Genomic DNA, 13,816 nt, shown 5'->3' with positions numbered 1-13,816 from the left:
TGATGAAGATACAAATTATTAATGGACCAAATCTAAACCTTTTAGGCTTGCGGGAGCCCGGAATCTACGGTAATCAAAGCTTTGAAGCGTATCTTGATACTTTACGTTCTATGTACAGCATTCTTGAAATTGAATACTTTCAAAGTAATGTGGAGGGAGAGCTGATTAACAAACTGCATAAAGTTGGGTTTGATTATGATGGTATTGTAATCAATGCAGGTGGATATACCCATACTTCAGTGGCTATTGCTGATGCCATTGCTGCAATTAAAACTCCCGTTATTGAAGTACACATTTCGAATATCTATGCACGCGAAGAATTTAGGCATGTATCCTTAACCGGAAAAAATTGCAAAGGGGTATTGACTGGTTTTGGTATGGATGGGTACCGTTTGGCCATAGAAAGCTTGTTACAGACTACAGGTTCTTAAGATTGCTAAAATACTTTATTTTCTTTATGAAATAAGCGTAGACAATACTGGAAGAAAATACGCCTGAATGCTTTAAATAGGGTAGCTGCTGCTTAGTTCTTTTATTTGCATTGTGCCAAAAGTGCTTAAAGAAGTAGACATGGGCTTTAGTAACAGCCATTGCAAAATCCCTTTCACCTTTTGCAATGAAATGAACCCAGGCAATAAAGTCCATAAAGAACCTGATAAATATTCTGAAATAGGCATCTGGTAAAGGCAGGTTCTTTTGGAGGATAATGAGGTTATTCCTAAAGTTTAAATAGGTTTTATATGGGTTATTGCTACTCAGCGTACCGCCCCCAAGGTGATAAACTTCGGCATCGGGGCAATAAACTACTTTGTAACCTAGGTTTTTTAATCGCCAACATAGGTCTATTTCCTCCATGTGTGCAAAGAAATCAGGATCTAATCCTCCTGTTTCTCTCCATTTTTCAGCTTTAATAAACAATGCAGCACCGCTGGCCCAGAATATCTCTGCTGCGTCATCATATTGACCATTGTCTTGCTCCACCGTATCAAATATTCTTCCCCTACAAAAAGGATAGCCATGAAGATCAAGGTAACCACCTGCTGCACCTGCATATTCAAAAGAATCTTTATGTAATTGCCACTTTATTTTAGGCTGCGCAACGGCAATCAAAGGATCACTTTCCATTTGTGTAATTACGGGCTGTATCCAGTTTGCTGGAACCTCAACATCAGAATTTAATAGCACAAAATAATCTGCCTCAACTTTCTCCAATATCTTACGATATCCTTCTGCAAATCCGTAATTACTATCGTTTTCAATTATAGTTATGCCTGGGTAATTGGCCCTGATAAAGTCTACCGATCCATCTGTAGAGGCATTATCACCCACTACCAGCTGTAGATTGTGATAAACAGAAACTGCTACACTGGGAAGAAACTGCTCTAGCAGCAGTTTTCCATTCCAATTCAAAATTACTACCGCTACACTCGGTGCACTCATTATATTTCTTCTGGTTTATGTTTCCACCGTTTATGGCTCCAAAGCCAATATGCAGGTTCTTTATTGATTATTTGTTCGAGTTTGCTAAAATTTCTTTTAGTCAGCTCCCATTCATCCAACTCCTTAGGTTTTTCGGCCATTAGGTAACAGTCTACCTCATAATATCCGCGTTTTACCAATTGCATGTTAAAATATATAACAGGCCTGTTGGTTTGCATTGCAATCTTCTCAATACCTGTAAGTACGGGCGTTGGTTGATGCAGAAAGTCTATCCAAACCCTCGCATCGTCTTTGGCCGGTGTTTGATCACCCGCAAAGCAGAACATGGTGGTGCTATTTTTGGTGGCGACTACCGATCTCAGCGTTTGTCGCATGGGTATAAATAAATTTGAAGTTCTTGTGCGTATCCGATAAAACCATGCATCAAATGCAGCACTAGATAAAGGTTTGTAGATAACATAAGCCGTAGCAGGAATGCGGAGTCCGAGTGCAAGCATTCCGAGTTCCCAGTTACCATAGTGTCCTGTGCATGCCAATACGCTTTCCCCACGGTCGATATAGTTTGTTACCAGCTCAAGGTTGTTAAACTTTACTCGCTTTATTAATTCTTTATCTGAAATGCTGGAGAGTTTCACTACCTCAAAGATCAAATCAGCAAGATACCTGAAGTATGTTTTCTCAATTGCTTCAATATCTGCTATAGTTTTTTCGGGAAAAGAATTCCTTAAATTTACATTTACTACTTTTCTACGGTAACGTAAAACGTAATATAGAAGTAGGTAACCCACCCAGGCAAATGCATGTAGAAAGGAGAGGGGCAATCTAGATAAAAGGTTCAAAAAAGAAATTCCTATGTAAGAAATGCTTTTTTTTATCATTATTTTGCGGGTTAAGAATGCAAACATAATTTATCAGATGGAAAGTTCAGCTATATTCCCAATTTTTTATATGCCGCCTGTAAGTTATTTCTCTGGATTAAAGGAGGTAGACTTCAATTTTGTATTGGAGCACTATGAGCATTTTCCTAAACAGACTTATAGAAACCGTGCCTCCGTGTATTCCCCGAATGGTATTCTTGATCTTATTGTACCGGTAGTTAGAGGATCTAAAATACATACCACCATAAAAGACGTTAAAATAAGTAACGAATTTAACTGGCAGCGTCTGCATTGGAAAAGCCTGGAAAGCTGCTATAGAAACTCTGCATATTTTGAATATTATGAGAATGAATTTTCAGAATTCTACACCAGGAGTTACACATTTTTGATAGATCTAAACCTAGATATTTTGCAATGGTTATTAAAGCAACTTAAAAAACCCAATGAGTTTAAGTTTTCAGAGGAATACTTCCGGGATCCATCGCCAATGGCCGATTTAAGAAGTACAATGACAGTAAGGAAAAGGGCGGATGTTCAGAATGTAAAACCCTATTTCCAGGTATTTGATGACAGGCATGGTTTTATTCCAAACCTTAGTATGGTAGACTTGTTATTTAACCAGGGTCCTCAATCAAAATCTTTCCTCTAAATGTCCAATACAAGAAAACGCAAACGTCAGAAACGATATGCACTGCCTGAGGCAGGTTCAAGTCCTGGGTTGGTTTTTATTGATGAACATTCTTTAAAACCAATTATCAAAATTTATCGTTTTAATATTGATAATTATGATATTATAGATGTTAATTCGATAAAAAAAGCCAAAGCTATCATTGCTGATAAATCTTTTACATTTTGGATAGAGGTAAAGGGATTTGCTTCTCCAGAGTTGTTTGAGTCATTGAATACAGATTTCAAAATCAATAAATTGGTGCTGGAAGACATTACACGTACTTATCAACGGCCAAAGGTGGAAGAGTATGATGATTATGTTTTTGCCATTAGTAGGATGGTAAAATTTGATAAGAATGGGGATCTGGATAATGCCCAGGTTTCTTTTATCCTAACCGATAATACCTTAATCACCTTTCAGGAAGGTTATGAAGATTGTTTGGAGCCAATACGAAACCGGCTGAAAGCAGGGAAAGGAAATATACGTATTGCGGGTGCAAGCTACCTTATGTATGCTTTAATGGATATTATTGTAGATACCTATTTCGAAATACTACGACAATGGGGAGAGGATCTTGATGCAATAGAAGACAGGCTATTTGACCGTCCAGACAAAACTATCATGTATGACACCCAAATTATTAAACGTCATTTAATAAGCATTAGGAGAGTTGTTTGGCCTGAGCGAGATAAGCTAAATGATATTTTAAGGTCTGACAGTCCGCTAATTACGGACCAGACTAAATTATATATTAAGGATGCTTACGATCATTGTATACAAATCATAGATATTGTGGAGTCTTTAAAAGAAATTGCAATAAGTAACATCGATATGTACCTTTCGGTAATTAGTAACAGGATGAATGAGATTATGAAAGTACTTACCATCATGTCTTCCATTTTTATTCCACTCACCTTTATTGCTGGAATTTACGGAATGAATTTTTCCCGACAAGATCCCGCTACAGGTAAAATACTTTCTCAAAACATGCCCGAGCTCTATAATGCACATGGGTATTTATATACAATGATCGTTATGGGTTTAATTGCAGTGGCACAAATCATATATTTCTGGCGTAGAGGATGGTTTAAATAGGTATGATTATTCTTACCTTAGCATCGTATGCAATCCTTTGATCTAGATAAAACAGATGTTTCTAAGATAAAGCTAGCCTTAAGTGGTGATGATGAACAACTTAAAGTTATTCTTGGGGAGTATCATGCATCTGAAATTGCAATACTTTTTGAAAGTATACCTCCTGACGACAGACAGAGAATTATTAATTTATTGTCTATTGAAGTGGCTTCTGAAGTCATCTCAGAAATGCATGAGGAATCTCACCCGGAAGAACTTTTATTACAGCTTCATCCAGACAAGCGTACGGAGATTGTTGAAGAGCTTGATTATGATGATGCTACGGATATCATCTCTCAACTTGACGAGCAGGAACAGCAGGAAATACTGGAAGACCTGAATGAAGATGATGCCAGCAGTATCCGTAATCTTTTAAGCTACGACGAGAAAACTGCGGGTGGTTTGATGAACACGGAGTTTATTCGTATTAACCTGAAGCTTACTAAGAAAGATGCTATTGATGAGATTATAAGGCAAAGTGAAGAAATTGAAGAGTTTTACACCATTTTTGTAATAGATGACAGAAATGTTTTTCAAGGGATTGTTTCTTTAAAAGACATTATTAAAGCCAAGGGAAATGCGGAAATTACAGAATTGGTTAAAGCAGAAGTTGCTTGGGTTTATCCAGATACCGATCAAGAAGAGGTAGCCAGACTTATTTCTCAATATAACATAACTAGTATTCCTGTTCTTGATAAAGACCATAAACTTTTAGGAAGGGTCACATTTGATGATGTTATAGATGTTCTTGAAGATGAGAATACTGAAGATATGTTGAAGATATCAGGGGTTTCTGAAGATGAGGAACTTAGTGGTAATTGGGTTGAGGCTGTTAAATCACGTTTACCATGGTTAATACTTAACTTAGGGACTGCATTTTTAGCTTCTGCTGTTATCAGACACTTTGATCCAACGATAAAGCTCTTCCCGCTGTTGTCTGCTTACATGGTTATTATAGCTGGTATGGGCGGTAATGCAGCAACACAAGCTCTTGCGGTAACTGTTAGAAGGATTTCACTAAATGACCTCACCGATAATCAGGCATACCGAACTATACTTAAGGAATTTACTGTTGGGGCCATTAACGGTGCGGTAACAGGTGCAATAGTATTTATTTTTGCTTTCTTTTTTGATTCGAGTCCTATGTTAGGACTTGTTATCTTCCTGTCTATGACAGGAAACCTATTGATCGCAGGCATCACTGGTTCAGGAATTCCACTAATACTTAAAAGGGTAGGGATAGATCCGGCCATTGCATCTTCAATAATTATTACAACATTTACAGACGTTTTTGGATTTTTGCTTTTATTAGGCTTAGCCAGCAAACTTTTACTTTAAACTTTTTATACGTATGCAACCAACAAAACACAACTGGACTAAAGAAGAAATTTCTAGCATCTACCACAAACCATTTCTGGATCTTGTGTATGAAGCAGCCAGTATACATAGAGAAAATAAGGATTATAATGAAGTTCAGGTGAGTTCACTAATCTCTATTAAAACAGGAGGTTGTGCAGAAGATTGTTCTTATTGTCCGCAAGCAGCTCGTTACCATACTGATTTACAAGTAGAACCGTTAATGCAATTGGGTCAGGTAGTAAGTGCCGCATTGAAAGCAAAGGAGGGAGGCGCATCCAGGTTGTGCATGGGTGCCGCATGGAGGGAAGTTAGAGATAATCGGGATTTTGACCGGGTTATAGAGATGGTAAAAACAGTGAATGACATGGATATGGAGGTATGTTGTACATTAGGTATGCTTACTGAAAATCAAGCGCAGCGACTTGCAGATGCCGGTTTATACGCTTATAACCATAATCTTGACACTTCTGAAGAAGATTATAAACGAATTATTTCTACACGTACTTACGATGATCGTTTAAATACTATAAAAAATGTGCGAAAGGCTAAACTGACCGTATGTAGTGGTGGAATTATTGGGCTTGGTGAAACTACGGAAGACCGTGTAGCTATGCTTCAAACATTAGCAAACATGGATATGCATCCGGAGTCTGTTCCTGTAAATGCACTTGTTCCTGTAAAAGGCACTCCATTAGCGGATCAGCCTCGTGTTCCAATTTGGGATATGGTAAGAATGATCGCTACTGCAAGAATCGTTATGCCGAATTCAGTTGTACGCCTTTCAGCCGGACGAAATGAGATGAGTACCTTGGAACAAGCTTTCTGTTTTATGGCAGGTGCAAGTTCGATCTTTGCCGGTGATAAATTATTAACTACTCCAAATCCGGCGTTTGTTGATGATATGGCTATGTTTGAATTGCTAGGTTTAAAAACACGCGACGCATTTAAAAATGGACGACCAGCAAATACCTTGACACGTCAAGAGGCGGAAGCATAATACTAAAAAGCAACCTTTTCTGAAAGTTTATAAATGTCGTATGCTACCTTTTGGATAAGCTCAAACTGTTGTGAGATTTCCATTTCTCCTAATTGTTGATCTGCTTCATTTAACCTGGCCTTAACTAGCGGTACATTGCTTAGTTCACTGTTTTTCTTTAGCACGTTTTCTGAGGCAAGTGTGAGTAGATATGTAGTATTTTGTACTATCGGCTTCAGCTCGTCAAACTTACTGAAAGTAAAAGAATGATCTTTACTATAAAGAGAAAGGGTTGCAATATAGGAGGACAATAAATGGTTTAATGCGGTAAACTGGTGCAGTTCCTTTATCATAACCTGCTTGCTTTTTGGCTCAGAAAACATTCTTTGAAATAACGATGCCAAGTTTGCAGTCGTAACGTATACTTCTTTTCTAGCCACTTTGTAATTCGTCAGGTCGTTTATTTCAGCTGTATAGAATAGTATTACCTCTTCAAAATATTTCAAATTTGCTTTTAAGACATCAATCATGCCTTCTTTGAGTTTTTCATGCTCCCAGTTTGGGAAAAGAGAATAACTTGCAATTAACGCAATTCCAGATCCAATAAGGGTATCGTAGATACGTTCTCTGGCAACAGATAATCCGCCCATCCCAAGGAAATCAAAAAGTACCAGAATGTATGGCGTCATGAATAAAACGCTCACGACATAGTTCTTCCGCTGAAAACTATAGCAACCTATCATACAGAACAATAGTATTACAAAAAGAATATGCTTATCATGGATGTATATCAAAATTGCCATGCCTATAAAGGCACCAAGAACTGTTCCTATTAGTCTTTGATAATTTCGTTGTTTAGTCAAACTAAACCCTGGTTTTGAAATTACCAAAATGGTAAGCAAGATCCAGTAGCTGTGTGAAAATGCTAAAGATTTAGAAACCACAAAACCAATTAGCATAACGATAGCTACACGGAGTGAATGCCTGAATACAGATGAGCCGAATGATAAGTTCTGAAAAAATTCCGCTAGATCAATACTTTTATGCGTTACGAAACGCTCCACATCTATTTTTCTTGGTGAAAGATTCTTTTTCTCGGACTCATTAAAGTATCCGTTCACTATCTTTATCCTTGATAAAATATTTTCAATATTTACCTCAATATTTTTTAATGCTATGATACCAAGCGTACTGTATGTCCCATTGTTATTTTTTTCCAGTTCTAGAATTCCTTCTTTAAGATTCGCTACATCATTTGACAAACTGACTGGCAGGCTAGGAGTTTTATTGGTCTTCAATGCAAAAGCGATTTCTTCTAACTCATTGGCAATTCTAATGATTACACCTTCATAGCGTGAAAGAATTCCAGACTGATCAAATTGCTCATGCAACTGCTTATAATTGAAATAGGTAGACATAACTTGTTCAAAAAGGTCTACCATATCTGCAAATACCAGCAGTAAAAAACGGCCTTCTGGAGTTGATTCCCTTACTATTTCTCTTGTTCTAAATAATACTTCTCTAACAGCATCTTGTTTTTCATGAACCGAAACCTGGAGTTGCAGTAGTTCCGCATAATTTTTATCGTAATCTGTATTTTGACGATAGAATTTGGCTTTTGCACGCAAGAAAACGCTTATTTCAAATATTGAATCGCTTAAGGTTTGCTGAACCAACCTAAATGGCCTAAGACGGTAGAATGTGTAACTCAACAAGGTATACCAAATACTACCGGTAAAAATAAGTCCGGTATAGACTAGAACATCACTCCAGGGTCTTATGTCATCAATACTTAGAACCATAATTAGCAACGCAGCGGTTCCTATAGATGCTGCCCTTAATCCATAAACGAAGAACATCGAAAAAGTAAAACTGAAGAGTACCAAAAGGATAACTGAAAAGTAAACGTTGCTATTAGTTAGGCCAACCAGTATAGAAATTATGGTGATAAGTGCACTAGTAACTAGCATTGCATTACGCCGATGAACTATTGGTCCTGGAGAATCAACCACACTAACACAAAGTGCACCAAGTGAAAGTGTCATTCCATATTGCAACAGACCAAACTGTGCAAAAATTAATGAAGGACAAAGCACACCAAATGTAATACGCAAGCCATCAGCAAAGTAAGTACTGAGTAAGAAATCCTGGATACTTCTTATAGGACGGTTAAACATAATTGCAAAGCTAACATAACTTTATTATATTACTTTTTTTATATGATTTCTATAAGTCCTATAATTAATATTATGTTAACTATTAATTATAAAAAAACGTAGGATTTTCATCTGCCCAATTATAGTATATCTTGTTAAAACTCTTCTAACTTAGATTTAAGTTGTTGCACTTTATCCAGTTTATTTTCCCTTGTATAGATATCAATGAGAAGCTGTACAGTTGACTTGTCATTCTGGTTAATCTCATGTGCTTGCAATAGTGTTAGTTCAGCACGGTTAATAAAGGCCACAAACTTCTGATTTCCTTCAGGAGTTTGTGCTTTAAGTGATTCATTGGCAGAATCTACATACGCTAATCCTAATTGATATAATGCATCAAAGTAATTTTCATCGATTCCTAAGGCTTTTGTATAAGCAAGTTCAGCGGTTGAATAAGAATTATTCCTTTGGTGTAAATAACCATACAAAAAATAAAGCAATTTATTTCCTGTATTTACCTTTAGGTTTTGTTCAATAACCTTAATGGCATCGCTATACTTCTCATTGTCAAGCAATAGGTTAATATAATCATTTGTTAGATTGGCATTATAAGGATTCAATATAATTCCATCTTGTAATGTTTTTAATGCCTGCTCATGTTCAAATTTTGAAGTATATAATCTTGATAACGTTTGAAATATAGCTGGATCCTTTACACCATTATCTTTTGCTCTTTTAAAATAAATCAGCGCATTATCAAAAGACTTTATGTTCTGCGCAGAAAGCGCTGTATTTATTGCCAATGCAGTATCCTTCGGAAAGAAATCGCTTACTTCTTTTAAAAGATTAAATGAAGTAGTAAAATCATTATTCTTAAATGCGTTATTCGCTTTATTCTGCTTCTTTATGTTAATATTATATATAGATGCCTCAATTAAACGTGCATTTGCCTGAAATTTATCAAGTCTCCTCGCAGAGTCAATTGCATCAACTGCCTGCGCAAAATATTTGTCAGAATTACCCTCATCGCCATCGATGATTGAAATATAAGAACTTAAATATGCCTTTATAGCCCATGTTTCTGGCCATTTTTTAGTCTTTTTGTCATTCTGAGCTGCTTCTGCCGCCTTAACTCCTTCTCCCAAAATTCCCATTTGGGTTTTAACGTCTTTCTTATTAGTTATAGCAGCCTGCAACTTTCCAATACTATTACGAGCCACCTTGAGCTGACTTTTTTGTGAAAAAGCAGTACTCAGCCCTAGAGTCAAAAGAATTATAATACTTAAAAGGGATATCTTCTTCATATAACAAATTTAAAAAAAAGAGGGATCATCAAATAATCCCTCTCTCTAATGTTTAAGTTTTACTTACCATCTAGCACATTAAGCAATTTACTCATTGCTTCGTAATTTGGAGTATCGCTTTTAAAACCGTAAATGGATTTTAACTTATCAACTGCATCTGCATATTTAGGATCTAGCTGTAATGCGGTCTTATAATGGGGTAATGCCTGATCTATGAAACTCATCATTGTGGCATTCATATCATCGTAAGCCTTTTTTTCTTTTTTCTGATCCATTGCAGTACGCTTATCTTGTGCAGCAAGCGCTTGTTTAAAATAAGTATCACCAAGCAGATAGTGATAAACAGCATTTTTGGGCTCCTGACTAATAAGCTTATTTAGCATCTCCTGAGATTTTACTATATCACCTTTCTTCATGTAATAATCAGTAATACGACTAACAAAAAACGAGCTATCCGGATACTTAACAGCTGCTTCATTGAGGACATCAAGATACTTCACGCTATCTTTCAAACCATTAGCAGTTATTGCGACCAATTGAGTATAAATTGAATAGGTATCTTTATAACCAACTTCTAGAGCCTTTTTATAACTTGAATACGCTTCAGGATATTTTTTACCCAACATTGCACTAAGCCCGGCATTAAAATAAGTTGCAGTATCCTTAGGGTTTTTTATGACCATCTGATTGAAAGCTTCATAAGCTGTAGCATAATCTTTCTTTTCAAAAGCAATCATACCCCTATTCGCTACTGCATTATCTATATAAGATTGTGCATCGGTAATACTTTGCGTCAGCGTTTTTTTAGTATCTAGAACCCTCAATTTTTCAATTGCATCTACTGCGATCTTTTCTTTAGCAATAGAATTTGCTAGGACTGTATCAATTAAACATATTCTAGAAGCTATTAATGCACGCCATCCCCATACCTCTGCTTTTTCCTTAGTTTTAGGATGTTCAATTGCTAGGTCAGTATGAGCAAGACCAGCATTTAAAATTGCCAATTCTTCTTCCTTTGTGGCTTTTGCCTTTGGTGCCTCTTCTTTCTTTTTCTCTCCTGAAACTTTTATTTTACTGGCCAGTGTACCAAGTATTTTAGTATCTATCTCAACCTTTCCTTGTGTGTTGGCGTACTCAATCCATTTGGCCTTAGCAGCATCTACTTCAGATTGTTGTGCATTTGCGAGCATCGCTGTACCTGCAAATAACATACTTAAAAGTATTTTTTTCATTTTAGTTCTAATTTGTTCTACAGTTATATTTGTTCGTTATTTTCTTCTCCTTTGGCTTCGGGAGCATCAGTTTCACCTAAGTTTTCAATTGTAACTTCGGCTTCTTCTATCTCTTCATCTTCATGCTCAATTTTAGCAACTGAAGCAATCTCATCATTACCTTTTAAATTAATTAGTTTAACACCCTGTGTAGCTCTACCCATTACCCTCAGTTCGCTTACCACAATCCGAATTACTATACCAGATTTATTGATAATCATTAAGTCATCTGCATCAGTAACATTTTTAATGGCAACCAAAGCTCCTGTTTTTTCAGTTACGTTAATTGTTTTAACACCTTTACCACCTCTATTAGTAACACGGTAATCCTCAATATCGGTACGTTTACCATATCCTTTCTCTGAAACTACCAGTACAGTTGCAGATGAGTCTTCTACAGCAATCATGCCAACTACTTCATCTTTATCATGGGCTAGTGTTACTCCTCTAACTCCTGTAGCTGTTCTACCCATAGGTCTAACCGTAGATTCGTTAAAACGGATTGCTCTTCCAGACCGCAATGCCATCACAATTTCGCTAGATCCAGTAGTTAAACTGGCCTCAATTAACTGATCCCCTTCATTAATATTAATTGCATTAATACCATTTACTCGTGGTCTTGAATAGGCCTCAAGAGATGTTTTCTTGATCGTACCTTTCTTTGTACACATAATGATGAAGTTATTCTCAAGATACTCCTGATCTTTAAGATTTTTAACTTTAATAAATGCTTTGATCTTCTCTTCCTTTGGAATATTTATGATGTTCTGAATTGCTCTTCCTTTACTTAATCTGGAGCCTTCAGGAATTTCATATACCCTTAACCAGAAACAACGTCCCGCCTCAGTAAAGAACAACATGTAGTTGTGATTTGAAGCGATCAGTAAATGTTCTATAAAATCTTCATTTCTGGAATCACTTCCTTTCGAGCCTTTTCCACCACGTCCCTGCGTACGGTATTCTGTAGCTGGAGTACGCTTAATGTATCCTTCATGAGAAATCGTGATTACCACATCTTCATCCTCAATAAAGTCTTCCATACTCATATCTTCTGCAGAATGAACAATTTGAGTACGTCGCTCATCACCGTATTTCTCACGCATTTCAGCTAACTCATCTTTGATGATCTGCATACGCTTGCCTTCATCATCCAAAATTGATTGTAAATACTCAATGGTCTTCATTAACTCTGCATACTCATCCTTGATCTTATCACGCTCAAGTCCGGTTAATCTGCGGAGGGTCATGTCCAAAATTGCCCTTGCCTGTATATCGCTTAGACCAAATTTTTCCATTAAGCCTGTTCTGGCTTCTTCCGGACTTTCAGATGCACGTATTAGTTTAATTACTTCGTCAATATGGTCAAGCGCAATTAGCAATCCTTCAAGGATATGTGCCCTTTTCTTAGCTTCAGCAAGTTCAAACTTAGTACGTCGAATAACTACCTCATGCCTATGCTCCACAAAATAATGGATCAGGTCTTTCAGGTTCAGCATTTGTGGCCTTCCCTTTACAAGCGCTATATTATTAACGCTAAATGAGGTTTGTAAGGCTGTTTGTTTAAATAAATTATTTAATACTATTGATGCATTTGCATCCCTCTTGATCTCATATACAATTCGGATTCCGTCTTTGTTGGATTCATCCTTAATATTAGAGATACCTTCAAGTTTTTTCTCGCCAACCAGTTCAGCTGTACGCTCAATCATCATGGCCTTATTAACCTGATAAGGAATTTCCGTTACAATAATAACTTCACGATCTTTAACCACTTCGATTTCAGCCTTAGCACGCATAACAATACGACCACGACCAGTTTCAAAAGCTTCCTGAACCCCAGTATAACCATATATAATAGCGCCTGTTGGAAAATCAGGAGCTTTGATGTGCTTCATCAGCTCAAGTATCGTCACCTCATTGTTTTCAATATAGGCAACGGTTGCATTAATAACCTCTGTAATGTTGTGTGGTGGCATATTTGTGGCCATACCAACAGCAATACCTGAAGATCCGTTAATCAATAAATTAGGGACTTTAGAAGGCAATACAGTAGGCTCCTGTAAGGAATCATCAAAATTCAGCTGGAAGTCAACTGTGTCTTTATTAATGTCAGCCAGCATGTCTTCAGCAATCTTCTGGAAACGTGCCTCCGTATAACGCATTGCTGCAGGAGAGTCACCATCAATTGACCCAAAGTTTCCTTGTCCCTCAACCATTAAATACCGAAGGCTCCACTCCTGCGCCATCCTTACCATAGTATTATAAACCGATGAATCACCATGTGGATGGTACTTACCAAGCACTTCACCTACAATACGGGCAGATTTTTTATAAGGTTTATTATTGGTCAATCCCAGATCAAGCATACCATATAATACACGTCTGTGTACTGGTTTTAATCCATCCCGCACGTCAGGCAAAGCCCTTGATACGATAACCGACATCGAGTAATCGATGTAAGCAGATTTCATTTGCTCATCAATATCAATTCTAATTATTTTGTCGTTTTGTTGATTTTCTAAATCTTCAGCCATAAATATTAATGTTCATTGAGAACGTTTAAATTTGGTTTTACTGTAACCTTGCGAATCTACTAAAAATCTCCCATAAAGACTTCAATGTGGAAAA

General features: G+C 36.9%; 11 protein-coding genes. 5 read left to right on the top strand and 6 right to left on the bottom strand.

Going from position 1 to position 13,816, the window contains the following annotated elements:
* Positions 1-2 precede the first annotated feature (2 nt).
* A complete protein-coding gene (gene aroQ / locus ACVWYN_RS16085; RefSeq protein ID WP_457289903.1) occupies positions 3-431 on the top strand; it encodes a type II 3-dehydroquinate dehydratase in 429 nt (142 codons plus the stop codon).
* On the opposite strand, the gene ACVWYN_RS16080 is transcribed toward aroQ, so the two are convergent.
* Positions 418-1,440, bottom strand: a complete 1,023-nt coding sequence (locus ACVWYN_RS16080) for a glycosyltransferase family 2 protein (RefSeq protein ID WP_457289902.1) — start codon at positions 1,438-1,440, stop codon at positions 418-420. The genes aroQ and ACVWYN_RS16080 overlap by 14 nt on opposite strands.
* A complete protein-coding gene (locus ACVWYN_RS16075) occupies positions 1,440-2,318 on the bottom strand; it encodes a lysophospholipid acyltransferase family protein (RefSeq protein WP_457289901.1) in 879 nt (292 codons plus the stop codon). The genes ACVWYN_RS16080 and ACVWYN_RS16075 overlap by 1 nt, the downstream gene beginning before the upstream one ends.
* A gap of 37 nt (positions 2,319-2,355) precedes the next feature.
* Between ACVWYN_RS16075 and ACVWYN_RS16070 the strand changes: the two genes are divergently transcribed.
* The 4 genes from ACVWYN_RS16070 to bioB are packed head-to-tail and all read left to right on the top strand — an operon-like array spanning position 2,356 to position 6,478.
* On the top strand, positions 2,356-2,967 hold the full coding sequence (locus tag ACVWYN_RS16070; protein WP_457289900.1) for a WbqC family protein: 612 nt from the start codon (positions 2,356-2,358) through the stop codon (positions 2,965-2,967).
* Positions 2,968-4,083: a magnesium/cobalt transporter CorA gene (gene corA / locus ACVWYN_RS16065; protein ID WP_457289899.1), complete on the top strand. Its 1,116-nt coding sequence runs from the start codon at positions 2,968-2,970 to the stop codon at positions 4,081-4,083.
* 27 nt (positions 4,084-4,110) lie between these two features.
* Positions 4,111-5,460 (top strand): magnesium transporter, encoded by a 1,350-nt coding sequence (gene mgtE, locus ACVWYN_RS16060; RefSeq protein ID WP_457289898.1) that lies wholly within the window; start codon positions 4,111-4,113, stop codon positions 5,458-5,460.
* A 13-nt stretch (positions 5,461-5,473) separates the two neighbouring features.
* Positions 5,474-6,478, top strand: coding sequence for a biotin synthase BioB (gene bioB, locus ACVWYN_RS16055; RefSeq protein WP_457289897.1), 1,005 nt, complete (start codon positions 5,474-5,476; stop codon positions 6,476-6,478).
* Positions 6,479-6,480: 2 nt separating this feature from the next.
* Here bioB and ACVWYN_RS16050 read toward each other — a convergent pair whose 3' ends face one another.
* From ACVWYN_RS16050 to gyrA, 4 genes are all read right to left on the bottom strand, one after another.
* Positions 6,481-8,634 (bottom strand): FUSC family membrane protein, encoded by a 2,154-nt coding sequence (locus ACVWYN_RS16050; protein WP_457289896.1) that lies wholly within the window; start codon positions 8,632-8,634, stop codon positions 6,481-6,483.
* Positions 8,635-8,768: 134 nt separating this feature from the next.
* Positions 8,769-9,917, bottom strand: coding sequence for a tetratricopeptide repeat protein (locus tag ACVWYN_RS16045; protein WP_457289895.1), 1,149 nt, complete (start codon positions 9,915-9,917; stop codon positions 8,769-8,771).
* A gap of 59 nt (positions 9,918-9,976) precedes the next feature.
* Positions 9,977-11,149 carry a tetratricopeptide repeat protein gene (locus ACVWYN_RS16040; RefSeq protein WP_457289894.1) on the bottom strand — a complete coding sequence of 391 codons (1,173 nt, stop codon included), beginning with the start codon at positions 11,147-11,149 and terminating at the stop codon, positions 9,977-9,979.
* Positions 11,150-11,172: 23 nt separating this feature from the next.
* Complete coding sequence (gyrA, locus tag ACVWYN_RS16035) at positions 11,173-13,722, bottom strand: DNA gyrase subunit A (protein ID WP_457289893.1); 2,550 nt, start codon at positions 13,720-13,722, stop codon at positions 11,173-11,175.
* Between the last annotated feature and the right edge of the window lie 94 nt (positions 13,723-13,816).

It is taken from the genome of Pedobacter sp. UYP24, from assembly GCF_054057295.1.
The sequence above is the reverse complement of the archived record's forward strand: the minus strand, read 5'-3'. Positions and strand labels throughout refer to the sequence as shown.